Source organism: Pseudomonas chlororaphis subsp. chlororaphis, assembly GCF_003945765.1.
GTDB classification, from domain to species: domain Bacteria; phylum Pseudomonadota; class Gammaproteobacteria; order Pseudomonadales; family Pseudomonadaceae; genus Aquipseudomonas; species Aquipseudomonas chlororaphis.
This window is the reverse complement of sequence record NZ_CP027712.1, coordinates 5,736,472-5,759,559: the sequence shown is the minus strand read 5'-3', so window position 1 is coordinate 5,759,559 and position 23,088 is coordinate 5,736,472. Positions and strand designations below refer to the sequence as shown.

Annotated in this window: 26 protein-coding genes and 2 pseudogenes; 13 read left to right on the top strand and 15 right to left on the bottom strand. The window is 63.6% G+C overall.

The window, feature by feature from the left end; all coding sequences use genetic code 11:
- Positions 1–419 precede the first annotated feature (419 nt).
- Positions 420–1,748 (bottom strand): OprD family porin, encoded by a 1,329-nt coding sequence (locus C4K27_RS26125; protein ID WP_053262649.1) that lies wholly within the window; start codon positions 1,746–1,748, stop codon positions 420–422.
- Positions 1,749–2,081: 333 nt separating this feature from the next.
- Between C4K27_RS26125 and C4K27_RS26120 the strand changes: the two genes are divergently transcribed.
- Positions 2,082–2,414, top strand: a complete 333-nt coding sequence (locus C4K27_RS26120; RefSeq protein WP_053262648.1) for a DUF2790 domain-containing protein — start codon at positions 2,082–2,084, stop codon at positions 2,412–2,414.
- Positions 2,415–2,552: 138 nt separating this feature from the next.
- Here the strand turns inward: C4K27_RS26120 and C4K27_RS26115 are convergent, their stop codons facing one another.
- On the bottom strand, positions 2,553–3,062 hold the full coding sequence (locus C4K27_RS26115) for a RidA family protein (RefSeq protein ID WP_007928830.1): 510 nt from the start codon (positions 3,060–3,062) through the stop codon (positions 2,553–2,555).
- Between C4K27_RS26115 and C4K27_RS31825 the strand changes: the two are divergent.
- From C4K27_RS31825 to C4K27_RS31810, 4 genes and pseudogenes are all read left to right on the top strand, one after another.
- A pseudogene (locus C4K27_RS31825) lies at positions 2,986–4,053 on the top strand (PAS domain-containing protein); the annotation flags it as partial. The gene C4K27_RS26115 and the pseudogene C4K27_RS31825 sit on opposite strands and share 77 nt — an antisense overlap.
- Positions 4,054–4,161: 108 nt before the next feature.
- The gene (locus C4K27_RS31820; protein WP_232539795.1) at positions 4,162–4,593 is read left to right on the top strand and encodes a methyl-accepting chemotaxis protein; all 432 of its coding nucleotides are present in this window, start codon (positions 4,162–4,164) and stop codon (positions 4,591–4,593) included.
- 237 nt (positions 4,594–4,830) lie between these two features.
- Positions 4,831–5,604 (top strand): annotated as a pseudogene (locus tag C4K27_RS31815) (PAS domain-containing protein); the annotation flags it as partial.
- Positions 5,587–6,147, top strand: coding sequence for a methyl-accepting chemotaxis protein (locus C4K27_RS31810; RefSeq protein ID WP_256580935.1), 561 nt, complete (start codon positions 5,587–5,589; stop codon positions 6,145–6,147). The pseudogene C4K27_RS31815 and the gene C4K27_RS31810, both read left to right, overlap by 18 nt.
- 38 nt (positions 6,148–6,185) lie before the next feature.
- Here the strand turns inward: C4K27_RS31810 and C4K27_RS26100 are convergent, their stop codons facing one another.
- Together C4K27_RS26100 and C4K27_RS26095 are read right to left on the bottom strand one after the other, a co-directional pair.
- Positions 6,186–7,103, bottom strand: a complete 918-nt coding sequence (locus C4K27_RS26100; RefSeq protein WP_053262645.1) for a LysR family transcriptional regulator — start codon at positions 7,101–7,103, stop codon at positions 6,186–6,188.
- A 195-nt stretch (positions 7,104–7,298) separates the two neighbouring features.
- Positions 7,299–8,072, bottom strand: coding sequence for an SDR family oxidoreductase (locus tag C4K27_RS26095; RefSeq protein ID WP_101339488.1), 774 nt, complete (start codon positions 8,070–8,072; stop codon positions 7,299–7,301).
- Positions 8,073–8,254: 182 nt separating this feature from the next.
- Between C4K27_RS26095 and C4K27_RS26090 the strand changes: the two genes are divergently transcribed.
- On the top strand, positions 8,255–8,854 hold the full coding sequence (locus tag C4K27_RS26090; protein WP_053262643.1) for a flavin reductase family protein: 600 nt from the start codon (positions 8,255–8,257) through the stop codon (positions 8,852–8,854).
- A gap of 175 nt (positions 8,855–9,029) precedes the next feature.
- On the opposite strand, the gene C4K27_RS26085 is transcribed toward C4K27_RS26090, so the two are convergent.
- Positions 9,030–9,914 (bottom strand): LysR family transcriptional regulator, encoded by an 885-nt coding sequence (locus tag C4K27_RS26085; RefSeq protein WP_053262642.1) that lies wholly within the window; start codon positions 9,912–9,914, stop codon positions 9,030–9,032.
- A gap of 114 nt (positions 9,915–10,028) precedes the next feature.
- On the opposite strand from C4K27_RS26085, the gene C4K27_RS26080 reads away from it, so the two are divergent.
- Positions 10,029–11,432 (top strand): MFS transporter, encoded by a 1,404-nt coding sequence (locus tag C4K27_RS26080; protein WP_053262641.1) that lies wholly within the window; start codon positions 10,029–10,031, stop codon positions 11,430–11,432.
- A gap of 190 nt (positions 11,433–11,622) precedes the next feature.
- Here the strand turns inward: C4K27_RS26080 and C4K27_RS26075 are convergent, their stop codons facing one another.
- The 3 genes from C4K27_RS26075 to C4K27_RS26065 form a co-directional block, all read right to left on the bottom strand.
- The gene (locus C4K27_RS26075) at positions 11,623–12,012 is read right to left on the bottom strand and encodes a cupin domain-containing protein (RefSeq protein ID WP_053262640.1); all 390 of its coding nucleotides are present in this window, start codon (positions 12,010–12,012) and stop codon (positions 11,623–11,625) included.
- Positions 12,013–12,100: 88 nt separating this feature from the next.
- Positions 12,101–12,910 (bottom strand): AraC family transcriptional regulator, encoded by an 810-nt coding sequence (locus C4K27_RS26070; RefSeq protein ID WP_053262639.1) that lies wholly within the window; start codon positions 12,908–12,910, stop codon positions 12,101–12,103.
- Between the two features lie 67 nt (positions 12,911–12,977).
- A complete protein-coding gene (locus tag C4K27_RS26065) occupies positions 12,978–13,319 on the bottom strand; it encodes a DUF190 domain-containing protein (protein WP_053262638.1) in 342 nt (113 codons plus the stop codon).
- A 154-nt stretch (positions 13,320–13,473) separates the two neighbouring features.
- Here C4K27_RS26065 and C4K27_RS26060 point away from each other — a divergent pair, with 154 nt between their 5' ends.
- From C4K27_RS26060 to C4K27_RS26035, 6 genes are read left to right on the top strand one after another with little or no spacing between them, the layout of a single operon-like run.
- A complete protein-coding gene (locus C4K27_RS26060; protein ID WP_053262637.1) occupies positions 13,474–14,031 on the top strand; it encodes a DUF2975 domain-containing protein in 558 nt (185 codons plus the stop codon).
- Between the two features lie 7 nt (positions 14,032–14,038).
- The gene (locus C4K27_RS26055) at positions 14,039–14,251 is read left to right on the top strand and encodes a helix-turn-helix domain-containing protein (RefSeq protein WP_009050838.1); all 213 of its coding nucleotides are present in this window, start codon (positions 14,039–14,041) and stop codon (positions 14,249–14,251) included.
- A gap of 41 nt (positions 14,252–14,292) precedes the next feature.
- Entirely contained in the window at positions 14,293–14,934 is a 642-nt protein-coding gene (locus C4K27_RS26050) for a LysE family transporter (RefSeq protein WP_053262636.1), read from the top strand.
- Positions 14,935–14,983: 49 nt separating this feature from the next.
- Positions 14,984–15,463 carry a GNAT family N-acetyltransferase gene (locus C4K27_RS26045; protein WP_053262635.1) on the top strand — a complete coding sequence of 160 codons (480 nt, stop codon included), beginning with the start codon at positions 14,984–14,986 and terminating at the stop codon, positions 15,461–15,463.
- A gap of 46 nt (positions 15,464–15,509) precedes the next feature.
- Positions 15,510–16,604 carry a D-alanine--D-alanine ligase gene (gene ddlA, locus C4K27_RS26040; protein WP_053262634.1) on the top strand — a complete coding sequence of 365 codons (1,095 nt, stop codon included), beginning with the start codon at positions 15,510–15,512 and terminating at the stop codon, positions 16,602–16,604.
- Between the two features lie 15 nt (positions 16,605–16,619).
- Positions 16,620–16,973: a gamma-glutamylcyclotransferase family protein gene (locus C4K27_RS26035; protein ID WP_053262633.1), complete on the top strand. Its 354-nt coding sequence runs from the start codon at positions 16,620–16,622 to the stop codon at positions 16,971–16,973.
- A gap of 9 nt (positions 16,974–16,982) precedes the next feature.
- Here C4K27_RS26035 and C4K27_RS26030 read toward each other — a convergent pair whose 3' ends face one another.
- The 7 genes from C4K27_RS26030 to ggt all read right to left on the bottom strand — a co-directional run bounded on the left by C4K27_RS26030 (position 16,983) and on the right by ggt (position 22,846).
- A complete protein-coding gene (locus C4K27_RS26030; protein WP_238437400.1) occupies positions 16,983–17,564 on the bottom strand; it encodes a hypothetical protein in 582 nt (193 codons plus the stop codon).
- Between the two features lie 81 nt (positions 17,565–17,645).
- Positions 17,646–18,362 (bottom strand): purine nucleoside phosphorylase YfiH/LACC1 family protein, encoded by a 717-nt coding sequence (locus C4K27_RS26025; protein ID WP_053262632.1) that lies wholly within the window; start codon positions 18,360–18,362, stop codon positions 17,646–17,648.
- A gap of 311 nt (positions 18,363–18,673) precedes the next feature.
- On the bottom strand, positions 18,674–19,045 hold the full coding sequence (locus C4K27_RS26020) for a helix-turn-helix domain-containing protein (protein ID WP_053262631.1): 372 nt from the start codon (positions 19,043–19,045) through the stop codon (positions 18,674–18,676).
- A gap of 5 nt (positions 19,046–19,050) precedes the next feature.
- On the bottom strand, positions 19,051–19,353 hold the full coding sequence (locus C4K27_RS26015) for a type II toxin-antitoxin system HigB family toxin (RefSeq protein WP_053262630.1): 303 nt from the start codon (positions 19,351–19,353) through the stop codon (positions 19,051–19,053).
- Positions 19,354–19,453: 100 nt separating this feature from the next.
- Positions 19,454–19,750: a DUF3077 domain-containing protein gene (locus C4K27_RS26010; protein WP_053262629.1), complete on the bottom strand. Its 297-nt coding sequence runs from the start codon at positions 19,748–19,750 to the stop codon at positions 19,454–19,456.
- A gap of 581 nt (positions 19,751–20,331) precedes the next feature.
- Positions 20,332–20,832: a GNAT family N-acetyltransferase gene (locus C4K27_RS26005; protein ID WP_053262679.1), complete on the bottom strand. Its 501-nt coding sequence runs from the start codon at positions 20,830–20,832 to the stop codon at positions 20,332–20,334.
- Between the two features lie 175 nt (positions 20,833–21,007).
- Positions 21,008–22,846 (bottom strand): gamma-glutamyltransferase, encoded by a 1,839-nt coding sequence (gene ggt / locus C4K27_RS26000; RefSeq protein ID WP_053262628.1) that lies wholly within the window; start codon positions 22,844–22,846, stop codon positions 21,008–21,010.
- Positions 22,847–23,088 lie beyond the last annotated feature (242 nt).

Below are 23,088 nucleotides of genomic sequence, written 5' to 3'. Positions count from 1 at the left end.
TGTGGTTGTTTTCGCCGTTGTGCTGTTGCTGGCCGAGCCAGAATTGTTCCAGGGCATGCCTGGCGCGTTCGCTGCTGTTATCGCTGGGAAGCGCGCTGGGCTGGCCAGGCGGAGTCAGATGGGCAGGCTTCAAGACATGATCTCCCGCAAGTGGCTGGCCGCCAGCGAAGCGCTGTCGGCTCGGGCATGCGGGCAAGTATACGAAGGCCAACCTGACGAGAAGGTGAGGGCGATATTACAGTTCTGAAAGACAGGCGTCTGTGAAGAAGTTTTAACGTCGGGCGGACTTAGGCTCTGTCCGAAAAGTGGCTGCGCGTTGGGCGCCTTCCGCGCTATGCAGGTCATGCTGCGTTAAAAACAGCCTGACCTTCGCTCGCCGATTTTTCGGACAGACCCTTGCACCCGCCCGGCGCAAGGGCTCAGAGAATGGCCAGTGGGTATTCGACGATCAGGCGGAATTCCTCCAGGTCGGATTCGAAGCTGCTGGAGCGCACGGTGGCCTGGCGGATGCGCAGCGACAGGTCCTTGAGCGTGCCGCCCTGGACCACGTACTTGGCTTCGATATCGCGTTCCCAGCGGCGCTGGTTGGTCAGCGGATTGCCGTCTGCACCGCGGCGCATGTACACCGCGTTGGCGTTGCTGTAGTCGGCGTCGCTGCCTTTGCCGTAGCGGGTCATGAACGACAGGCCGGGGATGCCCAGGGGCTGCATGTCGAGGTCGTAGCGGACCATCCACGAACGTTCCTTCGGCGAGTTGAAGTCGCTGTACTGGATCGAGTTGTCGAGGAAGATCGAGTCCGACTGGCGCAGGTAGTCGAAGTCGTCGTCGCCATTGTTGCGCTGGTGCGACAGCGACAGGGTGTGGGCGCCATAGGTGGCGCCGATCTTGGCGCTCCAGATGTCGTTGTCGAACTCGCCGAGCAGTTTCTTGCCCTCGTCCACCGCCTTGTAATAGTTGAACCCGGCGAACAGCGAGAACTGGTCCGAGATCGGCCAGGTCGCCGCGCTGCCGAAGTAGTACTGGTCCCAGGCGTCCTTCAGGCGGCTGCTGTAGAGGCTGAAGCTGAGGTGCTTGTTCAGGCTGTAGTCGCCGCCGAAGTAGGCGACCCAGGGCGAGTCGACCTTGCCGGCATAGAAGGTAGCGAAACCGTCGCGCAGGCTACTACTGTCGGGCTGGCTCATGCTGTGCAGGCGCCCGCCCTGGAGGCTCAGGCCGTCGATGCTGGTGTTCTCGAAGGTGGCGCCGCGAAAGCTTTCCGGCAGCAGGCGCGAGTCGCCGTAATGCACCACCGGGGTCTTCGGGAAGACGTCGCCGACCTTGATCACGGTGTCGAGCAGGCGCATTTTCGCCGCGCCGCCGACCTTGCTGTAGTTGTCGGCCGGTTGGTTGTCGCTGTCCACCGGCAGCATGCCGAACGACCCGCGACCGCCACTGCGGCCGGCGCCGGAGTCGAGCTTGAGGCCATACATGGCAAAGGCGTCGAGGCCGAAACCGACGGTGCCCTGGGTAAAGCCGGATTCGAACTTGCCGATCAGCCCCTGGGCCCAGGCCTCCGAATAGCCGTTGCCGGTGGGGCTGGACTGGCCCTTGCGATCGTCGCGATTGAAGTAGTAGTTGCGGGCCAGCACGTTGAGGCTGCTGCCTTCGATAAAACCTTCGGGCTGGTCGTCTGCCGCGTTCACGGCCAACGGGCTCAGCCCCAGTACCGCGGAAAACACGGACAGGGACCAGCGGGTTTGAGTGCGCATGTTGTTTGCTCCTGGATATGGGCAGCTATCAGCTGTTATGTCGCCTGGGGCGTTCTTGTTAGTTGTACTCGCGAACCGTCTGGTTAACGGCTGGAGTCAGCGTCGATAGTTGCAAACAACAGATAACGCGGAGGTGACCCGGTTATTACAATTCTGCAAGGATAGAAGTTGTAAGTTGTATTAGGTTTTAGTTGGAGGCCTTGTTTTATATGGGGTTTTCTCAATGGCAAGAAGCGGTCTTGGGTTTATTACATATAAGTAATGTATCCGTGATCTTCCCGACAGGGTCCGCTGGTTATCCTCGTTGCAACTAACCAAAACGAGGAAACAGTCATGAAGTTATTTAAATTGAGTATCGCCGCCCTGGTACTTTCCTTGTCGTCCCTGGCCATGGCCGAGGGCGGCGGCGACCGCACCTTCGACCGCGCCATGCAGGCGAACGAGAAGGCCATGGCGGCCTACGCGGCGAAGCAGGGCAAGGAGGCGCCGGTGGTGGAAAACTATCGCTACGGCATGCCCCTGGACATCCAGAAGGTGGTCAACGTGACGCCGCCGGCCAAGGCCTGCAACCCGGTGCCGTCACGCATGACCTATGAGGATTCGGCCGGACAGCTCAAGACCGTTGAGTATCAGGTCATGGGCCAGTGCCGCACCAATGGCAGCTAGGGTTTGTACGAAAAGTGGCTGCGCTCGGTCATGCTGCGTTAAAAACAGGCTCGGAATGCTCATGTAGGCCCCTACACTCCGCTTCCTCGCCTGTTTTTGCCTTGCCTGACCTTCGCTCGCCGACTTTTCGTACAGACCCTAATCCTCAACGTCCTCATGGGGTGCGGGAAGCGGTTCGAGGGCCACGATCATGTCGATTTCCACCGCGGCATTCTTCGGCAACTGATAGACCCCGAGGGACGTGCGGGTGTGTACCCCGGCCTCGGCAAAGATCGAATAGAGCACTTCGGAGGCCGCGTCGGCGACTTCGCTCTGCTGGGTGAAGTCGGCGGCGCTTTGCACATAGACGTTGAGCCGCAGGACTTTTTTCACCCGCTGCAGATCGCCCAGCAACTGGGCGAGGATCGCCAGGGCGCGCATGGTGCAAATACGTGCGGCATACCGGCCGTCTTCCAGCGAAACATCGCCACCGACCCGCCCGACCACCTTCACGGTGTTGTCGATGCGGGGGATCTGCCCGCTGACGTACACCTCGTCGCCGTTCTGCACCGCGGGCACATAGTTGCCGCCGATGCGCATTTCACCGTCGAAAGCGTGTCCCAGACGCGTCGCCACCTGGTCGAACAGGGCCTTGCGTGAAGCCTCCATAGATTGCACTCCGTCGATTGCCGTTGATTTTCCAGAGCACGACTATAGCCCCTCTTCCGGGCTCCGGAGCATGGCTCGTAGCCCCGCAGGGCCGGGGCCCGAGGCGTTTCAAAGTTTTTTGGTCGGATATGTCTTATGGGCTCTTCAGAAAAATACTCAAGCGCCGATGGCTAGAGACAATGCTGCCCACTATTACAGCCCATCGGTGCATCCCATGTTCAACAAAAGCTTGAAGCAAGAGCTGTTGGCTCTACGCGAAGAACTCTCGAGCCTCCAGCAAGTGAAGGACAGTCTCGACAGCGAAATGCTGGTGCTGGTTCTCGATCCCGATGGACGCATTTTGTCGGTCAACGACAACTTCAACCTGGAAATGCTCTACAGGGGCAGCGAACTGGTCGGTCGTCACATCGAGGACATTGTGCCGGCCCACGTCAAGACCGATGAGTTCCACCACCGTTTCAAGGCGACGCTGACCCGTGGCGAGCATTTTGCCGGCGCGGTACGCCTGCTGCGCGGCAACGGCCAGGAAGCCTGGCTGCGCTCGATCTCCCAGCCGGTTCGCGATTCCCAGGGGCGGATCAAACAGTTCTCGATCTACTCCAGCGACCTGACCCGCACCATCGAAGCCTCTCGCGAGCACGAGAACCTGATCGGCGCGCTGGTCCGCTCCACGGCGGTGATCGAGTTCGACCTCAACGGCAACGTGCTGACGGCCAACGAGCGTTTCCTCCACGGCATGGGCTACAGCCTGGCGCAAATCCAGGGCAAGCATCACCGTACCTTCTGCGAGCCTGAGGAATACAACAGCGAGCAGTACCAGGCATTCTGGAAGCGCCTGAACGCCGGCGAGTTCGTCGCCGGGCGGTTCAAGCGCATCGACAGCTACGGCCGCGTGGTCTGGCTCGAGGCTTCCTACAACCCGGTGGTCGATGCCAACAACCGGCTGTACAAGGTGGTGAAGTTCGCCACCGTGATCACCGACCAGGTGAACCAGGAGCAGGCAGTCGCCGAGGCGGCGAACATTGCCTACAGCACCTCCTTGCAAACCGACAACAGCGCCCAGCGCGGCACCACCGTGGTGACCGAGGCGGTGAACGTGATGCGCGACCTGGCCAAGCACATGCAGCAGGCCGGCGAGGGCATCGAGGCACTGAACGAGCAGTCGCTGGTGATCGGCACCATCGTCAAGACCATCAGCGGCATCGCCGAGCAGACCAACCTGCTGGCGCTCAACGCGGCGATCGAAGCGGCGCGGGCCGGTGAACAGGGACGCGGCTTTGCCGTGGTGGCCGACGAAGTCCGGCAACTGGCCTCGCGCACCAGCAAGGCCACCGACGAAATCGTCGGCGTGGTGCGGCAGAACCAGGATATGGCGCGCGAGGCCGTGGCGCTGATGACCGATGGCAAGGCCCAGGCCGAGCAGGGCCTGGCCCTGGCTGCCGAAGCCGGCACGGTGATCGTCGAGATCCAGGACGGTGCGCAGAAGGTGGTGAACGCCGTCGGCCAGTTCGCCAGCCAATTGTCCAACTGAGTCCTGTCCCGGACTCGGCGTCAGGCCTTTTCCAGGCCATGACGTCGGGTATCGAGTGACCGCCAGGTCGACGGCCACGATCTGCTCCAACGCCAGCGCGCCCCTGCGCGGGTGGTTAGGAAGTTTCCTGTCTCTATGGAAGATAAATCCTAAAGAGCCTTGAGCGCGTCAAGAACGCGTTTCCAACGCCGATGGTGAGGCTGCTGCAGTCTCCAATCACAGGCTATCGGTGTATCCATGTTCAATAAACGTTTGAATCAGAAGCTCCTCGCATTGGGTGAGGAGTTTCGTGCGCTCGAGCAGGTCAAGGAAGGTTTCGAGCGCACCCTGCTCAGTGTCGATCTCGATCCGCAGCGCCGGATCCTGGTGGCGAACCGCAACTTCACCCAGGTCATGCATTATTCCCCCGAGGCGCTGCTGGGCTGGCCCATCGACAATCTGCTGCCGGACGATGCCCGGCCCGAAGAGGCGCACTCGCGTTTCATGACGGCGCTGGCCTGCAGCGAGCCTTTCGACGACACCCTGCGCCTGCGTCGTGGCGATGGTCATGACGCCTGGCTGAGGGTGAGCCTGCAGCCGATCTTCAACTCCGAGCGGCAACTCAGGTCCTTTTCCCTGATCGCCAATGACCTGACCGAGACCGTGGAAACCGCCTGCGAGCATGACAACCTGATCGCGGCCCTGTTGCGTTCGACCGCGGTGATCGAGTTCGACCTCAATGGCCGGGTACTGACCGCCAACGAGCGGTTCCTGAGCTGCATGGGCTACAGCCTCGAGCAGATCCTGGGCCAGAACCACAGCCTGTTCTGCGAGCCGCAGGAGTACAACAGTCCGGCCTACAAGGTGTTCTGGGAGCGGCTGAATGCCGGCGAGTACGTCGCCGACCGCTTCAAGCGTATCGACAGTCTCGGCCGCGTGGTCTGGCTCGATGCCTCGTACAACCCGGTGGTCGATGCCAACGGCAAGCTCTACAAGGTGGTGAAATTCGCCACGGTGATCACCGAGCAGGTCAAGCAGGAGCAGACCGTCGCCGACGCCGCGGAGATCGCCTACACCATCTCGCAGCAGACCGACAGCAGCGCCCAGCGCGGCTCTTCGGTGGTGACCGAAGCGGTGCAGGTGATGCGCGACCTGGCGACCCACATGCAGCAGGCCAGTGACAGCATCGAGGCGCTGAACGAGCAGTCGCGGGTGATCGGCAGCATCGTCAAGACCATCAGCGACATTGCCGAGCAGACCAACCTGCTGGCGCTCAACGCGGCCATCGAAGCGGCCCGCGCGGGTGACCAGGGGCGCGGCTTCGCGGTGGTGGCGGACGAGGTCCGGCAACTGGCCTCGCGCACCAGCAAGGCCACCGACGAAATCGTCGGCGTGGTCCGGCGCAACCAGGACATGGCCCGCGACGCGGTGGTGCTGATGGCCGACGGCAAGACCCAGGCCGAGCAGGGCCTGGGCCTGGCCGCCGAAGCCGGCACGGTGATCGTCGAGATCCAGGACGGCGCGCAGAAGGTGGTAAGCGCCGTCGGCCAGTTCGCCCATCAGTTGTCCGGCTGATGGGCTGGCTGCAGCCAGCAGCCTGGGTGGGGCCGCTGTCAGTCCTGCCGGTCGTTTTCGAGATGGGGCGCGATCAGGGTTTCGAACCATTCGATAAAGGCGTTCAGCCGGCGCGAGCGATGGTTGCGATTGGGATAGAGCGCGGAGATCGCCATGGACGCGGGGCGAAAACCGGGCAGGACTTCCACCAGTTTGCCCCGGTCGAGCAGGTACTGCACGTCGAAGCGCGGGATCTGGATCAGGCCCAGCCCGGCCCTGCAGCAGGCGATGTAGTTTTCGGCGTTGTTGACGATCACCCGGCTGGGCAAATTCAGTTCCAGCTCGTGACCTTCGGCCAGGTATTCCCAGGGCAGTTCGCGGCCCGTGCTGGGGGAGCCGTAGCCGACCATCCAGTGACCGTCGGCCAGGTCGCCCGGCGTTTGTGGCTGGCCGTGCCGGGCCAGATAGTCAGGGCTGGCGCAATTGATCAGGGCCAGGTGACCCAGGCGCCGGACGATCAGGCTGCTATCGCGCAGGGCGCCGACGCGGATCGCGCAATCCACGCCTTCCTGCACCAGGTCGATGGAACGGTCGGTGGAGCCCAGCGCCAGCTTCAGGCTGGGGTAGCGGGCGAAAAGCTCGGGCAGGGCGGGGGCGATCAGGCGCCGGGCAATGCGGCTGGGCACGTCGATATTGAGCCGGCCACAGACGTCCAGTTGACGGGTGTGAAACAGCTGCTCGAGTTCCACCGCATCGCTCAGCAACAGGCGCGCGCGCTCCAGCAGGACCGCGCCGTCGGCGGTCAGCTGAACCTGGCGCGTGGTGCGGTGCAACAGGCGCGTGGCGAGGGCGGTTTCCAGTTGCTGTACCGCTGCCGAGACGGTAGCCCGGGGCAGTTCAAGGGCGTGCGCGGCCTTGATGAAACTGCCCATGTCAGCCACCTGGATGAATACACGGTACTGCTCGAGCTTATCCATGAATGGGGCGTTGTTCCGAGGCGTGTGGTGCGTATTTTCTGTAGGCGCGAGGCTTGCCCGCGATAGCGTTGTGTCAGACAGCCCCTGATCGCGGGCAAGCCTCGCTCCTACGCAAGCCTTTCGCAAACGCCAATCTACCTCGCCCCTTGGCGGATTACTCGGGTCGATGACAACCGTCGATCAGAAGGCCGGGCCTCACTTGGTGGTGTAGCCGCCGTTGATCAGCAGGGTCTGGCCGGTGATCCACCAGCCGTCGGTGACCAGATGACGGATGAAGGGCACCACGTCCTTGATGTCGGTCAGGCCGGTCTTGCTGAAGCCGGACAGCGCCGCGGCGGTCTTGTGGTAAGCCACGGCGTCGGCGCCTTCGGCCGGGTAGAAGAATGGCGTGTCCATCGGCCCAGGGCCCACGGCGGTCACCGAGATGCCGCGGGCGCCGAATTCCTTGGAGGCGGCGCGGGTGAAGTGTTCCACCGGTGCCTTGGCCCCGCCGTAGGCGGCATAGAACGGCGTGTAGGCGCCGAGCAGCGAGGTCACCAGCGACACCAGCTTGCCGTGGTCCTCCAGGTGCTTGCCGGCTTCCTTGATAAAGAAGAACGCGCTCTTGGAGTTGACCGCGAACATGTCGTCGTACTCGGCTTCGCTGATCTCGACTATGGGTTTTTTCAGGACCTTGCCCACGGTGTTGATGGCGATGTCGATCTTGCCGAAATGCGCCTTGGCGTCGCTGAAGAGTTGCTCCACGGCCGCGGCGGCGGTCAGGTCGGCCTGCCAGGCGTGGGCATCGACGCCCAGGTTCTTGATCGCCGCCACGGTCCGGTCGGCGTCGGCCTTGCTGGCGGCGCTGTTGTAATGCACGGCGATGGCCTTCGCGCCATGGGCGGCCAGGTCCCGGGCGATCAGGCCGCCCAGGTTCTTCGCGCCACCGGCGATCAACGCGACCTTGTCTTTCAACGAGTGGTTTTTCAAAGAATGGTCTGCCATGGAAAAGCTCCTTCAGCCTGTGAGGTGAAGGCCCAGTCTAAGCAGCCGCAAGTCAGGGATAAGCCCGGTCAATCTGGATGGATTGTCCAGGGAAATTGCCCAATCCCGACTGCTGTGCGGAACCGGGATGTCGCTACAATCGACGTTTTTCTCCTGGAGCCTTACCCATGAGCCCATCCCATCGTCGTCCGGTTCCGCTGGCCAAGGCCTACCGTCTGCTCAACCACGGGCCGACCGTGCTGGTCAGCGCCACCCATGGCGGCCAGCGCAACATCATGGCCGCGGCCTGGGCCATGCCGCTGGATTTCGAGCCGCCGAAAGTCGCCGTGGTGCTCGACAAATCCACCTGGACCCGGCAACTGCTGGAAGCCTCCGGCACCTTCGTGCTCAACGTGCCGTGCGCCGCCCAGGTCGATATCGCGCAGACCGTGGGTTCCACTTCCGGCCTGGAACTGAACCGCGACCAGGGCCGCGACAAGTTCGAGCGCTATGGCCTGCCGACCTTCGCCGGCGAGCTGATCGACGCGCCGCTGCTCGAGGGTTGCGTGGCCTGGCTCGAATGCCGGTTGCTGCCGGAACCGCACAACCATGAACGCTACGACCTGTTCCTCGGCGAGGTCATCGCCGCCCAGGCCGATGAGCGAGTGTTCAGCGACGGCCGTTGGCATTTCACCGGGCACGATGCCTTGCGCACCCTGCACCATGTGGCGGGCGGGCATTTCCTGACGATTGGCGACTCGCTGGACGGCAAGACCCTGGCCTTGTGAACCGCCTGCGCCGCTACCCCCGTAGCCGCTGCCGAGCCCGCGAGGTTGCGATCGATCGCGCAGCGGTCGCCAAACCAGGCGCCGCATTCATCCAGCTAAACCGCGTGCGCAGGTTTGGCGAGGACTGCGTCCTCGAACGCAGCCTCGCTTCGCTCGACAGCGGCTACAGTCGGGCTTACCAGCTGACGGTGTTCAGGGCGTCGGCGAAGACCTTGAGTTTCGGCGAGTACTGGCGCGACGGCGGGTAGACCAGCGACAGCGCCCGGCTGCGTCCGGAGAAGGCCTGCAGGATCGGCACCAGGCGACCGTCGGCGAGGGCGTCCTCGACGGCGAAGTTCATCAACTGGGCGATGCCGAATCCCCCCAGCACACCGTCCACCAGCGCGTCGCCGATATCGAAGATCAGCCGGCTGGGCACGCTGACATCGCGCACCTTGCCGTCGCGCATGAACTGCCAGTCCACCAGGCGCCCGCTGCGCAAATTGCGCACGGTCAGGCAGTTGTGCTGTTGCAGCTCTTCCACCGTCTGCGGCGTGCCATGGCGCGCCAGGTAGGCCGGGGATGCCACGGTGACCCAACGCAGCGGCGCCAGGGGGCGGGCGATCAGGCGCTGGTCCTGGATCTCGCCGGTGCGCAGGATGGCGTCGAAGCCTTCGTCGACGATGTCCACCAGGCGATCGGTCATCACCGCCTCGATGCTCAGGTCCGGGTATTGCTCGGTCAGGCGTCCGATCAACGGCATCACCACCTTGCGTCCGAACAGCGACGGCGTGCTGATTTTCAGCAGCCCGGTGGGCGAGTCGCGACGGTCCAGCAGCAGGCTTTCGGTCTGCGCCAGTTCGGCCAGCAGCGGCGCGGCGCGCTCCACCAGCAGCTGGCCGTCCGGGGTCAGGCTGACGCTGCGGGTGTTGCGTTGCAGCAGGCGTACGCCCAGTTGCTGCTCCAGGCGCGAAATGGCCCGCGACAGGCCGGACTGGGTCAGCCGCAGATCGCCGGCGGCGCGGGTAAAGCTGCGGGTCTCGGCGACCCGGACCAGCAAACGAACGGCATTCAGATCCATGATTAAAGTCATCACTGAAAGAGCAATGACGGTATTTATCATCTAATCGGCATCAAAGAAACTGAGAGTCCTTGATTCATCCCCCCTTTATTTTCCACACAAGGACTCGACGTGATGCCCGCTACCTCTTCAGCCAGGCCGTCAGGCTGGATGCTGCTCCTGCTGGCCAGCGCGCAGCTGATCATCGCCCTGGACGCGACCATCGTCTTCGTTGCCTTGCCGGAGATCGGCAGCCACCTGGGGTTTTCCGCGCAACAGCTGCAATGGGTGGTCAGTGCCTACAGCGTGGCCTTCGGCGGCTTCCTGCTGCTGGGCGGTCGGGCGGCCGACCTGCTGGGCAAGCGGCGTTTCTATATCGTCGGGCAAAGCCTGTACGCCCTGGCTTCGCTGGCTGGCGGCCTGGGCGGCAGCGCACTGCTGCTGGTGCTGGCGCGGGCGGTGCAGGGTGTCGGCGGGGCGATGCTGTTCCCGGCGACGCTGGCGCTGATCAACAGCCATTACCCCGAAGGGCCGGCGCGCAACCGAGCGTTCGCAGTGTGGAGCGCGGCCTCGGCGGCGGGCCTGGCCCTGGGCGCGTTGCTCGGTGGCGTGCTGACCCAATGGTGGGGCTGGGAGGCGGTGTTTCTGGTCAACGTTCCGCTGGCTGGGGCCTGTGCCTTGCTGGCCCGGCGCTGGATTCCGGCCGATGGCCAGCGCGAGCGCGGCCGGCGTTTCGACCTCAGCGGCGCCTTGACCGTGACGGTGGGCGGCACGCTGTTGGTGTTCGCCATCGTCCAGGGCCCGGAATGGGGCTGGAGCGCCCCGGCGACCCTGGGCTGCGGGGCGCTGGCGCTGTTGCTGCTCGGGGTGTTCGTGTGGATCGAGCAGCGTGGCCACGACCCGCTGATGCCGCTGCGCCTGCTGGCCCATCGCGAGCTGCGCCTGGCGATGTTCCTTACTGCCTTGTTCATGAGCAGCTTCGGCGTGCAGTACTACTTCCTCGCCCTGTACTTCCAGCAGGTCTACGGCTACAGCGTGTTGCAAAGCGGCGTGGCGTTTTTGCCGGCGACGCTGCTGTGCACCGTGGGCATCTGGCTGGCCGAACGTTCGTTGCTGCGCTTCGGGCTGCGGGCGACCCTGGTCAGCGGCTTGCTCCTGGGCGCACTGGGCATTGGCGGGGTGTATGTGGCGCTGCCCGACGGGGCGGGGTTCTGGAGCCTGATGCCGGGCATCGTGGTGCAGAGCATCGGCCAGGGCATGACCTGGACCGCCATGTGGGTCTCGGCCGGGCAAGGCATCGCGCCGGGCGAGCAGGGCGTGGCGGCGGGCATTGCCTCCACCAGCCAGCAGATCGGCGGCGCGCTGGGGCTGGCGCTGCTGGTGTCCCTGGCCAACGCCGGGCTGGGCGGCTCACAGGCCGTCGGCATCGAGCAGGCGGTAGGTGCCAGCGCCTTGCTCGCCCTGCTGGGGGCGCTGTTGGCCCTGCGTTTGCGAGTGCCGACAGGCCAAGGCCTGGCGGCAGCCGCCGAACGCGGTTGAGTGGCAGCCGATGACGGTGCTGTAGCCGCTGCCGAGCACCGCGAGGCTGCGAACGAGGACGCAGTCCTCGCCAAACCTGCGCATGCGGTTTGCCTTGAGGAACGCATTGCCCGCCTTTACGGCCGCTGCGCTGCCGATCGCAGCCTCGCTTCGCTCGGCAGCGGCTACAGAGGCTCAACCCCGGGGCAACTCAGATCCACACATCATTGGCGGCCGTGCGTTCGCCGCCTTCTTCACCGGTGTTGCGCACGCCCTTGGGTTCGATCAGCAGCAGCTTGACCTCCTGCTCGGCGTACGGCTTGTGTTTCATGCCCTTGGGCACGACAAACATCTCGCCCTGGTTGATGGTCACCTGGCCGTCGGCGAAGTCGATGCGCAATTGGCCTTCGAGGACGATAAAGGTCTCGTCGGTGTGCGGGTGGTCGTGCCAGATGAAGTCCCCTTGCAGCTTCACCAGTTTGAACTGGTAGTCGTTCATTTCGGCGATGACGCGGGCTTGCCAGTGGTCGTCGAACAGGCTGAGTTTGTAGGCGAAATTCAGGCTCTGGTAAGTGATGGGCGTGCTGCTGGCTGGGTTCATGCTGCGGCTCCGTAAAGAGGGGATCGGGCCTCTACGGTAATCAGCGCGGTGCTGCGGTTCTTGTACGATTGTGCGTGCCGGGCGGCGTTCAGCGGCCGTGCATTTTCAGCCAGCGCGCCGGCGGCAGTCCGTAGGTCTTGCTGAATTGCCGGGTCATGTGGCTCTGGTCGGTAAAGCCGGCGAGCAGCGCCGCGCTGACCAGCGGCTGGCCTTGCAGCAACAGCGCCCGGACCAGGTCCAGGCGGCGCATGGTCAGGTAGCGATAGGGGCTGGTGCCGAACAGCAGGCGAAAGTCCCGCGACAGGCTCCAGCGGTCGCGGCCGCTGTGGGTGGCCAGTTCGTCGAGGGTGATGCTCTGGTCCAGGGCGCTGTGCATGTATTCCCGCGCCCGCTCCGCGGCCTGATAGTCGAAGCGCTGCGCCGGCCGGGAAACGCCGGACACGGCATTCAGCGCATGGGCCAGATCGAACAGCGCGTCTTCCTGTTCCAGCGGATCCAGCGGGCCGTCCATGCTGCGCAGCAAGGTGTCGGTGGCGGCGAACAAGCGTGGGTCGGTGGACAGGCCGTTCTTGATGAAGGGCAGCGGCTGGCCGCCGAGGATCTGCTGGATCAGCGCCGGCTCGATATACAGCATGCGGTAATGGAAACCGTCCTGGGTGCCGGCTTCGCCGTCGTGGACTTCATCCGGATGCAGCACCATGGTCCCGCCCGGCAGGTTATGGCGCCAGCCGCCGCGGTACTGGAAACTCTGCACGCCGGACAGCGTGCGGCCGATGGCGTAGGTGTCGTGACGGTGCAGGTCGTAGCCATGCCCGGCGAAAAACGCCTCGATACGCTCCAGCCCCCGGGCGGGAGGCGCGCGGTGGACCCAGTCTTTGCGGGGGGCGGGCTTGCCCATGAAACTGTCCTCGACACAACGTCAGGCTAGTACGGTAACCCAGGAGGGCGCACCTGTCTTCAGCGCGTCATCCGCCCGCGTCGGCTTCCTTGGCCTCTTTGCCGAGGGTGCCGAACTCGATCGGCGTCTTGATGTAGAACAGCGCAATGTCCTCGTCCTCCAGGCGTTCGAACAACCGGGCCGACTCCTCTTCGGTGAGTGCCAGGCGGACCTCGATGGGCTGGTCGGCCAGTTCGAAAAAGTGTGCGGAGTGCAGCCGGCCGGTGTGGCCGAAGCCTTCGATGGCGGTGCTCATGGTCGCGCCGCGCAGGCCCAGTTCATTGGCCAGGTCGACGAGCCAGTCCCCCAGCATTTTGCCGTGGTAGCGGCGATTCTGCTGGGTGAAGAAAATCACCAGGAAACCGTTCATGAGCGTTCTCCAATGGCCTCCATTACTTTCAGCATAGCCCCGGGGGTATCGCTGGGCTTATGAATTGAATGATCGATAAACAGAAATTAATTATTGTTTTACGATAATTAATTCTTTATGGTTTCTCCCACATTCCTTCCTCTGGAGCCTTCCCATGACGTCCCAAGGTCTTGCCCGTTTCAGCCAGCGCATGTCGGCTGTCACCCTGTTACTGATCATTGCCATGCTGCTGCTCAACGCGGCGCTGTGGCTGTTTCCGCAGTTGAGCGCGGAAAATGGCTATGGGTTCGGGTTTGGCCTGAGCAATGGCCTGTCGAGCCATCTGGCTGCCGGTGCCGCTTTTCCCTGGTGGCAAACCCTGGGCGGTATTTTGCTGTCGAGCATTCCCCTGCTGGCGCTGGCCTATGGCTTGAGCCATCTGCGCCGGCTGTTCCAGAGCTATGCCCGTGGCGAGTATTTTTCCTGTGCCGCGGCGGTGCACCTGGGCAAGGTCGGCCGGGGCGTGGGGCTGTGGGTGTTGCTGGATTTTCTCTGCGAGCCGTTGCTCAGTGTCTGGGTCACCCTGAACGCGCCAGTGGGCGAACGCCTGATCAGTCTCAGCATCACTGCCCCGACCTTTGTCGCGCTGTTTTTGGCTGCGTGCATTTCCATCATCGCGCGTATCCTCTGGCAGGCCAGTGAAGTGGATTCGGAAAACCGCGCCTTCGTGTGAGATCAGTATGTCAATTGTCATTCAGCTGGACGTGATGCTGGCCCGGCGCAAGGTCAAATCCAAGGACCTCGCCGCGGCGATCGGCATCACCGAGGCCAACCTGTCCCTGCTCAAGCAGGGCAAGGTCAAGGGCCTGCGGCTCGCGACCCTGGACGCGATCTGCCAATACCTGGAGTGTCAGCCGGGCGACCTGTTGATCCATGAGCCCGAGGTGGAGTAGCGTCAGCGTCCCCCCTCATGTGACAAAAGGCGGTCTGTGTCATGGCGCTTGAACATTGGCTGTATGCCGGCCCGCTGCTGTCGCTGGCGTTGCTCTGGACCGTGGCCGTGGTCACACCGGGGCCGAATTTCTTTACCACGGCGCAATTGGCCGCCAGCTGTTCGCGCCGGCATGGCATGACCGCGGCGCTGGGCGTCGCCACTGGCACGGTGCTTTGGGGCTTGGCCGGCGGCCTGGGGATCAAGTCGCTGTTCAGCGCGGCCCCGGCCCTGTACCTGGCCTTCAAGATCGCCGGCGGCTGCTACCTGATCTACCTTGGCCTCAAGCAGTTCAGGCGCAAGCCGGCGCCGACCGGGGCTGGCAATGGCTTGCCTGGCGAGTCGGGCCGTAGCCTGTTCTCGGCCTATCGCCTGGGCTTTCTCGGCAATATGACCAACCCCAAGTCGGCGCTGTTCGTCGCCACCATTTTCGCCACCTCGATGCCGGCGTCACCGCCGCCGTTGCTGCTGGCCCTGGCCGTGCTCACCATGGCTTCGCTGTCGTTCACCTGGTACTGCTGCGTCGCGCTGTTCTTCGCCAGCAACCGCATGGCTGCCGTCTATAGTCGTTCGCGCAAATGGCTGGACCGCTTTGCCGGCAGTTGCTACCTGCTGTTCGGCGCCCATCTGGTGGCCAATCGCTGAAACCGGGGCTGGGCGCACGCCATGGATTTTCAGGGTCAGGAGACAGGACATGAGCTTTGCTTTTCGCCCCGTGCAGGATCGGGATATTCCACGGATCTGTGGTTTTGCCCGGGATCCCGGCGAGTTGTTTTTCTTTTTCCCGGCGGCCACCTGGCCGCTGACCCACGAGCAACTGCGCGACGCCATTGCCCAGCGCTCTGATTCGACCGTGATCGAGCGGGACGGCCAGGTGCTGGGTTTCGCCAACTTCTACCAATGGGGCACCCACGGCACCTGCACCATCGGCAATGTCATCGTCGATCCCGAGGCCCGCGGCGCGGGTGTCGCCGGGCAACTGATCGGCGAGATGCTGCGCATTGCCCGGGACAAGCACCAGGCCGCGCAGGTGACCCTGTCCTGCTTCAATGACAACGTGGCGGGCCTGCTGCTGTATCCCAAGATCGGTTTCGTGCCGTTCGCCATCGAAGAACGCCGGAACAAACAAAATGAGCGGGTGGCGCTGATTCACCTGCGACATCAGCCGGCTTGAGCGGTCCGATACAAGCGCTGAACCACTTTTTTAACGGGAACAAACCATGAGCAAGCTGCGGGTCGGGATTATTTTTGGTGGCCGTTCGGCCGAACACGAAGTGTCGCTGCAATCGGCGCGCAACATCGTCGATGCGCTGGATCGCGAGCGCTTCGAACCGGTGTTGATCGGCATCGACAAGAACGGCCACTGGCACCTCAACGACACCTCGAACTTCCTGATCAACCAGGAAAACCCGGCGCTGATCGCCCTCAACCGGTCCAACCGCGAACTGGCGGTGGTGCCGGGCAAGGCCAGCCAGCAACTGGTGGAAACCTCCAGCCAGGAACTGCTGGGCCACGTCGATGTGATTTTCCCCATCGTCCACGGCACCCTCGGCGAAGACGGTTGCCTGCAGGGTCTGCTGCGCATGGCCGACCTGCCGTTCGTGGGTTCCGATGTGCTGGGTTCGGCGGTGTGCATGGACAAGGACATCAGCAAGCGCCTGCTGCGCGATGCCGGCCTGGCGGTGACGCCTTTTATCACCCTGAACCGGGCCACCGCGGCGCGCACCGACTTTGCCCTGGCGCAGGGCAAACTGGGCCTGCCGATGTTCGTCAAGCCGGCGAACCAGGGCTCGTCCGTGGGCGTGAGCAAGGTCACCAGCGCGGCGGAATACCACGCGGCGATCGAGCTGGCGCTGGGTTTCGATGAAAAGGTCTTGGTGGAGTCGGCGGTCAGCGGTCGCGAGATCGAATGCGCGGTGCTGGGCAACGATCAGCCGATCGCCAGCGGTTGTGGGGAAATCGTGGTCGGTAGCGGTTTTTATTCCTACGACAGCAAATATATCGACGACCAGGCGGCCCAGGTGGTGGTGCCGGCGGACCTCAGCGAAGAGGTCAGCGAGCGGATTCGCACCCTGGCGGTCGAGGCGTTCCAGGTGCTGGGCTGTTCGGGGCTGGCGCGGGTCGATGTGTTCCTGACCCAGGGTGGCGAAGTGCTGATCAACGAGATCAATTCGCTGCCCGGTTTCACCCGCATCAGCATGTATCCGAAGCTGTGGCAGGCCGCGGGCATGACCTATAGCGAACTGGTCAGCCGCCTGATCGAGTTGGCGCTGGAGCGCCATGCGGCGCGCCAGGCATTGAAAATCAGCCGTTGAATTCTGGAGTGAGCAATGAGCGTTGCCACTGAAGCGTCGCAGTACCTGTTTTCCTACGGCACCTTGCAGGACAAGGCCGTGCAACTGGCCAACTTCGGTCGCGAGCTGGAGGGCAACGCGGACGCGCTGCCGGGGTATGAACAGGCCTGGGTGCAGATCACCGACCCCCAGGTGCTGGCCACCAGCGGCAAGACCCATCACCCGATCCTGCGCCCGGGCAGCGCGGCCAGCGCGCCGATCCCGGGCACGGTGTTTCGCATTACTGCCCAGGAGCTGGCCGCGGCGGACAGCTACGAGGTGGCGGACTACAAGCGCGTGAGCGTGGTGCTGCTGTCCGGGATCGAGGCGTGGGTGTATGTGAGCGTTTGAGGCCCGGGCTCAGTTCACAGTCGTGGCCATGTAGTACAGCATCGTGCACCACAGCGTTGCCCCGAGAGCCATGAACACATAGTTGATCGGGGTGAACCGCGCGTTGCTTTCGCCCAGCGGGTCACCGGCGGCGGCGTTGAGGCCGCGCTGGCCCTTGAAGGTCACCAGCGCCTGGATCGGCAACAGCACCAGGCTGGCGATATCCAGCCACAGATTGTCGGGATGCCTTTTGGACATGCCATCAAGGCCGTGGCTGATCAGCAGTATCACCACGAACTGCGAAGCCAGGTCCCACGGTAGCCAGTCATGGCGACGGCCGTTTTTCTTGATCAGGGTATTGGCTTCGCGGTACAGCGCGTGGGTGTAGAACAGCATGAGCATGGCCCGGGCAGTGGGCCACATGGGTTGTCCGCTGGCCTGCTTGAACTGCTGCCAGTTCTTGTAGGCCCAGTACAGCAGGTAGAGGCCGAAGGTCAGCATGAACAGGGTCATGAACTTGGTCTTGGACACTACGTAGAAAGGGCGCTGCACGTCGCTGGCAGTGGCCAGCTGGGCTTGAGGCGGGGCATAGAGCTTGTCAGACACGATCATTCCTTTGTGGGTCTACAGGGCGCGCAAGATTAACCCGGTGCGATGCCAAGGACCTATCGCGATAAATCTGAAGATGCGGTTTCAGGCGCGCCCGATCCAGGAATACTGGAAGGACTTCTCCTCGCCCCGGTGGCCGCGGCGGCGATAGCTGGCCAGGGTCGCGCTGGAACAGTAGGTGCAGTGCTCGCAGTGTTCGATCTGTTCCTCATCGATGCCTGCCGCGCGCAACAGGTTCAGGGCATAGAGGCTCAGGTCGAACCACAGCGAGTCCGGCCGGGTCGGCGCTGGCGGGGCAATCTCCGGGGGCAGCCGTGGCGCGGGGCGCTCCTGGCTCCAGGGTGTCTGCTCCGGCGACCACAGGTGGCCTTGGGTGGCCGACAGGGTGTTAATGAAATCCGGGCTGACTTCGTAGCAGCAAGGCTTGATCGACGGGCCGAACGCCACGCGCAGCTGATGGGCGGCGATGCCCTTGGCGGCGAAGTGCTGCAGCACATTGTCGATGATGCCGCCGTGCAAGCCTTTCCAGCCGGCATGGACCGCGGCGACCCACGAGGCGTCTTCGCTGCTGATCAGCAGCGGCAGGCAGTCGGCGGTGATCACCGCAATGGGGCGACCGGTGCGGGTGAACACCGCGTCGCCGCGGATGATGCCGCTGGGCAGGGTGGTGCTGGCCTCCACCACCTCGCCGGTGTGGGCCTGGGAGCAGAAGAACAGGTTGGCGGGCTTTGTTGCCCCGATACGCGAAAACTCGTGACGGATGCCCGGTATCTGCTTCAACACTGGCGCCTGGAAACTCATCGGACCTTCGCTCTGTTGCCTTGGACTGCTACAGAGCATAGCGGGATCATGAGTCCTTTTGCTGACAGAGGCCTGTCAACTGGTCGGCAGCTCGTCCGATCGCGGCATCAGTTTTTCAGCGGGATATAGAGTTCGACCACACTGTCCGGGGGCATCGACTCGAAAACGCTGGGCGGTGTCGTTGAGTTCCACTCGTTTATCGGGGGCATTCGACGGTCAGAAATCATTGAAGGCTGGAGGGGATTCGCGACCAAGAATGACCCTCGGCGAGCGGGGAGGACCTGGATCATTGGTGCCTGATCGAGAACCGCTCAGACCGATTTCACCGGCTTGATCAGGCTCTCGGCGGGGATGCCGAACAGTTGGTGCAGTTTCCAGATCATTGGTAGGGTCAGGGCGCGTTTGCCGTTGAGCACTTCGTAGACCCGGTTGGTTCGGCCGATGGCCGGTGCCAGGTCGGCGGCCGACAGGCCCGATTGCTCCATGCGGAACTTGATGGCATCGATCGGGTTGGGCAGGTCGATGGGGAAGTGCTTGGCTTCATAGGCTTCGATCAGGGTGATCATCACGTCGAAGTAGTCGCCTTCTGCGGTGCCGGGTTCGGGCTCGTTATCGAACAGCGCCGACACCTGCTTGAGTGCCGCGCGGTAATCCTGATCGGTGTGGATGGGGCGAATCTGCATGGTCGTTACTCCATTTCAACGCGGTCGTCGTCGATGGCATCGTACTGCTGGTGAGTGCCAACGAACTTGATGTAGAGGGCGCCAAAGCGGTAAGCCACGGCAACTACCAAGCGGTAGTCATTGCCTTTGATGTTGAACACCACACGACGGCTTTTAAGAATACTGGCGCTGCAAAACTGCTCCTTGATCTGCGCCGGGGTGGACCAGTTGGCGTTGCGCGCTTCATCGATCCAGGCCAGAAGCGGTTGTTCGACATCCGGGTGCTGTTCCCAGAACGTCTTCAAATGACTGACGGCGATAATCCTCATGGCTCGAAATCCTAGTCCCGTCATGGGACTTAAGCAATGGGATGAGAGAGGAAGGCGATGGACGGATAGTCACCGAGGCTACCCGTCCCAGAGGTGTTGCTCAGTGTCGATCAGCGCCTGCTGTCATCGCGGTGTGCACATCATCCATCACCGCTTTACCCATCTCACCCAGGTAATGTGCCGCCCAAGCATAGCGGTCCGCCTGCGGTTCCATGGCCGCGTCCAGGGTCAACTGTTTTGCCAGATGTAGCAGCAACGAGGCGTGTTCCAGGGCATCGGCCAGGGGCACGTCGGCGTTGACCCGCAGCAGCGGGCGTTGGTCTTCGCCACAATTGGCAAAGGTTATTTCGCCGAGGGTGTGCAGGGAGGAAGGGGACGGATTGAGGGTGTGTTTCATGGTGAACCTCCTTGATTCGAAGAATCATCACTGTCTGCCGCCAAACAGATCAGGGTGACGGGTTACGCAGGATTGGCGGACCGGGAATCAAGGCAACCGGCGAACCCGAAGGCTCTCCCACGCAACCCGTCATAACGCAGGTATGCGGGCGCAAAAAAAAGCGCCTGCAAAGGTGGGGGCGCTTGTGCGCCTCGATTCTATCAGGCCGCCAAGCCTGTTCGCTGGTTTTGCAGCGATGGTCGAACCATAGGGTGGAAGAGATGGAGTCGCAACGCTGTTACTGCGACATTCTGTGACTGTGAGATATGCGCATTTCTTGAAGCCCTAAAGGATTCTGTAGCCGCTGCCGAAGGCTGCGATAAGGCCCGAAGGGCCTTCGGCGCCAGTAAGATCGCTGCGCCCGTTCCGGTCGATCGCAGCCTTCGGCAGCGGCTACCCAAAAGGCGTAACGCACCAGTCGAAAGCCCATTGGCCCCTGTAGCCGCTGCCGAAGGCTGCGATAGGACCGAAGGTCCTCCAGCGGTCTCAAGATTCCTGCGCCCCCGGCGGGGTCGTTCGCAGCCTCGCGGGCTCGGCAGCGGCTACAGGCCTGTGTTCAGCACCTTGGCCATTTCCGCGGTGGCCGCCCAGCCCAATCCGGCATACACCGGCTTGCCCACCTCGGTCGCATGCAACACGGCAAAGCTTAGCCCGCGCTGGATGAATTCGGCTTCCGCCAGCTTCATCAGCGCCGAGGCCAGCCCTCGGCGCCGGTAGGCGGGTTCGACGTACACATTGAGCACATAACCGCGCTGGTCCTGGGTCGGATGGGCCGGGTGGGGCGGCCAGTCGATGCTCATCAAGCCAATGGCCGCCACCGGTTGCTGGCCGTCCAGCAGGGCAAAACCGTAGTAGCGGCCATCGGGCAAACGCTCGCGCAGCCAGGGGCGGAAGTGTTCGCTCATCACTTGCAGGGCCGCGGGTTCGCCTCCCGCTTCGAGGAACATCGCCTCGCGGTGCCGGCAGACCAGTTCGAGGTCGTCGGCCGTCAGTCGGCGCACTGTTAAGCCTGAAAAATCGATACCGCCGGGAATCGGGTTCATCGCCTGCACCTCGGCCAAAAAAACTGATGCTAGGAGCGATCGAAAGACGGCGTCAGACACAGAACGCAGGAAAAATCGGCATACAGCATTCACCACCCATGCCTGCGCTTGCGCGGCGTAAAAAATAAAAAGGGCCCACCTCGCGGCAAGCCCTTTGGGTTCTCCTGCGTTGGCCTCAATCCCCCAGCGCTGCCCCTTCACGGCGTGGATCGGCGCCGCCGGCCCACCAGGTTTTGCCCTGGGCATCGCGCACCCGCACGATCGCCTGGGTGCCGCTGGTCATGTCGATGTCGCTCAGCTCATGCCCCTTGGCTTTCAGCGCCGCTTTCAACCCAGGGGTGAACTGGCCTTGCTCCAGTTCGGTCGGGCCGTTGCGGCTGCCGAAGTTGGGCAGGCTGATGGCGGCTTGCGGGTCGAGGTTCCAGTCAAGCATGCCGATCACCGACTTGGCCACGTACTCGATGATCTGCGAGCCGCCCGGCGAGCCGACGGTGGCCAGCAGTTCACCGCTGTCGCGATCGAAGACCAGGGTCGGCGCCATGGACGAGCGTGGGCGCTTGCCCGGCTGCACGCGGTTGGCCACCGGCTGGCCGTTCTCTTCGGGGATGAAGGAGAAGTCGGTCATCTGGTTGTTGAGCATGAAGCCCTGGACCATCAGGTGCGAGCCGAAGGCCGCCTCCACGGTGGTGGTCATGGACACCGCGCCGCCCTGGTCATCCACCGCCACCACTTGCGAGGTGGAGATGCGCATCGGCGAGCGATCCGGGGCGTAGGCCACCTGGATGCCCTGGGGCTTGCCGGGCTCGGCCTTGGCCATGCTGCGCTCGCCGATCAAGGCGGCGCGCTGCGCCAGGTACTGCGGGGCGACCAGGCCGGCGATCGGCACCGGGGCGAAGTCCGAATCCGCCACGTACAAAGCGCGGTCGGCGTAGGCCAGGCGTTCGGCTTCGGCGATCAGGTGCACCGCTTCAGGCGCCGGTTCCAGGCCGGCTGGCAGGCTGGTCTTGGCCGGCTTCAACGGTGGCAGCGCATAACGCGGATCGCGGGCTTCCAGCGCCTGCAGGGTGCCGAGGATCTGCGCCAGGGCGATACCGCCCGACGAAGGCGGCGGCATGCCGCAGACCTGCCAGCGCTTGTAGTCGGTGCACAGCGGTTCGCGCTCCTTGGCGCGGTAGCCTTGCAGGTCGTTGAGCGACAGGCTGCCCGGGTTGGCGTGGCCCTGCACCTTGGCGACGATTTCCCGGGCGACCGGCCCTTGGTACAGAGCGTTCGGGCCCTCTTTGGCGATGCGTTCGAGCACGGCGGCCAGCTGCGGGTTTTTCAGCAGGGTGCCGACGGCTTTCGGCGTGCCATCGGCCTGCAGGAAGTAGGCGGCCATGTCCGGCGATTTCGCCAGGTACGGATCGGCGACGATCATGCTGTGCAGGCGCGGAGAGATCGGGAAACCCTGGTCCGCCAGGCGAATCGCCGGCTCGAACAGCTGCGCCCACGGCAGGCGGCCGTGTTTTTCATGGGCCAGTTCCAGGGCGCGCAGCACGCCGGGCGTACCCACCGAACGGCCGCCGATCTGTGCCTGCGGGAACGGCATGGGCTTGCCGTCAGCTTGCAGGAACAGCTTCTCGGTGGCCCCGGCCGGCGCGGTTTCGCGACCGTCGTACGTGCGCACCGCCTTGCCGTCCCAGAGCACGATCAAGGCCCCGCCGCCGATACCCGACGACTGCGGCTCCACCAGGGTCAATACCGCTTGCATGGCAATCGCCGCATCGATGGCCGAACCACCCTTGCGCAACATTTCGCGCCCGGCTTCGGCCGCCAACGGGTTGGCCGCGGCCGCCATATGCCGGTCGGCGTGCTGCACTTGCAGGTCGGTGCGATAACCCGAAGCGATTTCCGGGGCGGGGGGCAGGGCGGTGTGGGAAGGGGCGGAAGCGTTGCAGGCGGCGAGGCTTAAGGCGACGGCTAGCAGCGAGAAACTGGCAAGCCGGCGGTGACGCGGATTGAGGGTCGAGAACACGCGTTGAACTCCGTTCACTGGGTAAATGATGTGTCGTCCGTGGGGAGGAATGTACAACAGTGAGCGGGCCCATGCTGACCCTTTCGCTGGGCGCTACGGTGCCGGGATTGCCGGTGCTTGCGGGCAAGGCCCGATGCCGGACGCTGGCCTGGAGGCGGCCGGTGGCGCCGCTGGGATTTCTGGGGGCTTGGGCTTTGGCATTGAAGGCGCGGGGCGCGGGGCGCCTTGAGTCAAGGTAGAAA

Coding starts and splice junctions, on each gene's coding strand:
- C4K27_RS26125 (WP_053262649.1), bottom strand. CDS start 1,748: ATGCGCACTCAAACCCGCTGGTCCCTGTCCGTGTTTTCCGCGGTACTG.
- C4K27_RS26120 (WP_053262648.1), top strand. CDS start 2,082: ATGAAGTTATTTAAATTGAGTATCGCCGCCCTGGTACTTTCCTTGTCG.
- C4K27_RS26115 (WP_007928830.1), bottom strand. CDS start 3,062: ATGGAGGCTTCACGCAAGGCCCTGTTCGACCAGGTGGCGACGCGTCTG.
- C4K27_RS31820 (WP_232539795.1), top strand. CDS start 4,162: ATGCGCGACCTGGCCAAGCACATGCAGCAGGCCGGCGAGGGCATCGAG.
- C4K27_RS26100 (WP_053262645.1), bottom strand. CDS start 7,103: ATGGATAAGCTCGAGCAGTACCGTGTATTCATCCAGGTGGCTGACATG.
- C4K27_RS26090 (WP_053262643.1), top strand. CDS start 8,255: ATGAGCCCATCCCATCGTCGTCCGGTTCCGCTGGCCAAGGCCTACCGT.
- C4K27_RS26085 (WP_053262642.1), bottom strand. CDS start 9,914: ATGGATCTGAATGCCGTTCGTTTGCTGGTCCGGGTCGCCGAGACCCGC.
- C4K27_RS26080 (WP_053262641.1), top strand. CDS start 10,029: ATGCCCGCTACCTCTTCAGCCAGGCCGTCAGGCTGGATGCTGCTCCTG.
- C4K27_RS26075 (WP_053262640.1), bottom strand. CDS start 12,012: ATGAACCCAGCCAGCAGCACGCCCATCACTTACCAGAGCCTGAATTTC.
- C4K27_RS26070 (WP_053262639.1), bottom strand. CDS start 12,910: ATGGGCAAGCCCGCCCCCCGCAAAGACTGGGTCCACCGCGCGCCTCCC.
- C4K27_RS26065 (WP_053262638.1), bottom strand. CDS start 13,319: ATGAACGGTTTCCTGGTGATTTTCTTCACCCAGCAGAATCGCCGCTAC.
- C4K27_RS26060 (WP_053262637.1), top strand. CDS start 13,474: ATGACGTCCCAAGGTCTTGCCCGTTTCAGCCAGCGCATGTCGGCTGTC.
- C4K27_RS26055 (WP_009050838.1), top strand. CDS start 14,039: ATGTCAATTGTCATTCAGCTGGACGTGATGCTGGCCCGGCGCAAGGTC.
- C4K27_RS26050 (WP_053262636.1), top strand. CDS start 14,293: ATGGCGCTTGAACATTGGCTGTATGCCGGCCCGCTGCTGTCGCTGGCG.
- C4K27_RS26045 (WP_053262635.1), top strand. CDS start 14,984: ATGAGCTTTGCTTTTCGCCCCGTGCAGGATCGGGATATTCCACGGATC.
- ddlA (WP_053262634.1), top strand. CDS start 15,510: ATGAGCAAGCTGCGGGTCGGGATTATTTTTGGTGGCCGTTCGGCCGAA.
- C4K27_RS26035 (WP_053262633.1), top strand. CDS start 16,620: ATGAGCGTTGCCACTGAAGCGTCGCAGTACCTGTTTTCCTACGGCACC.
- C4K27_RS26030 (WP_238437400.1), bottom strand. CDS start 17,564: ATGATCGTGTCTGACAAGCTCTATGCCCCGCCTCAAGCCCAGCTGGCC.
- C4K27_RS26025 (WP_053262632.1), bottom strand. CDS start 18,362: ATGAGTTTCCAGGCGCCAGTGTTGAAGCAGATACCGGGCATCCGTCAC.
- C4K27_RS26020 (WP_053262631.1), bottom strand. CDS start 19,045: ATGCAGATTCGCCCCATCCACACCGATCAGGATTACCGCGCGGCACTC.
- C4K27_RS26015 (WP_053262630.1), bottom strand. CDS start 19,353: ATGAGGATTATCGCCGTCAGTCATTTGAAGACGTTCTGGGAACAGCAC.
- C4K27_RS26010 (WP_053262629.1), bottom strand. CDS start 19,750: ATGAAACACACCCTCAATCCGTCCCCTTCCTCCCTGCACACCCTCGGC.
- C4K27_RS26005 (WP_053262679.1), bottom strand. CDS start 20,832: ATGAACCCGATTCCCGGCGGTATCGATTTTTCAGGCTTAACAGTGCGC.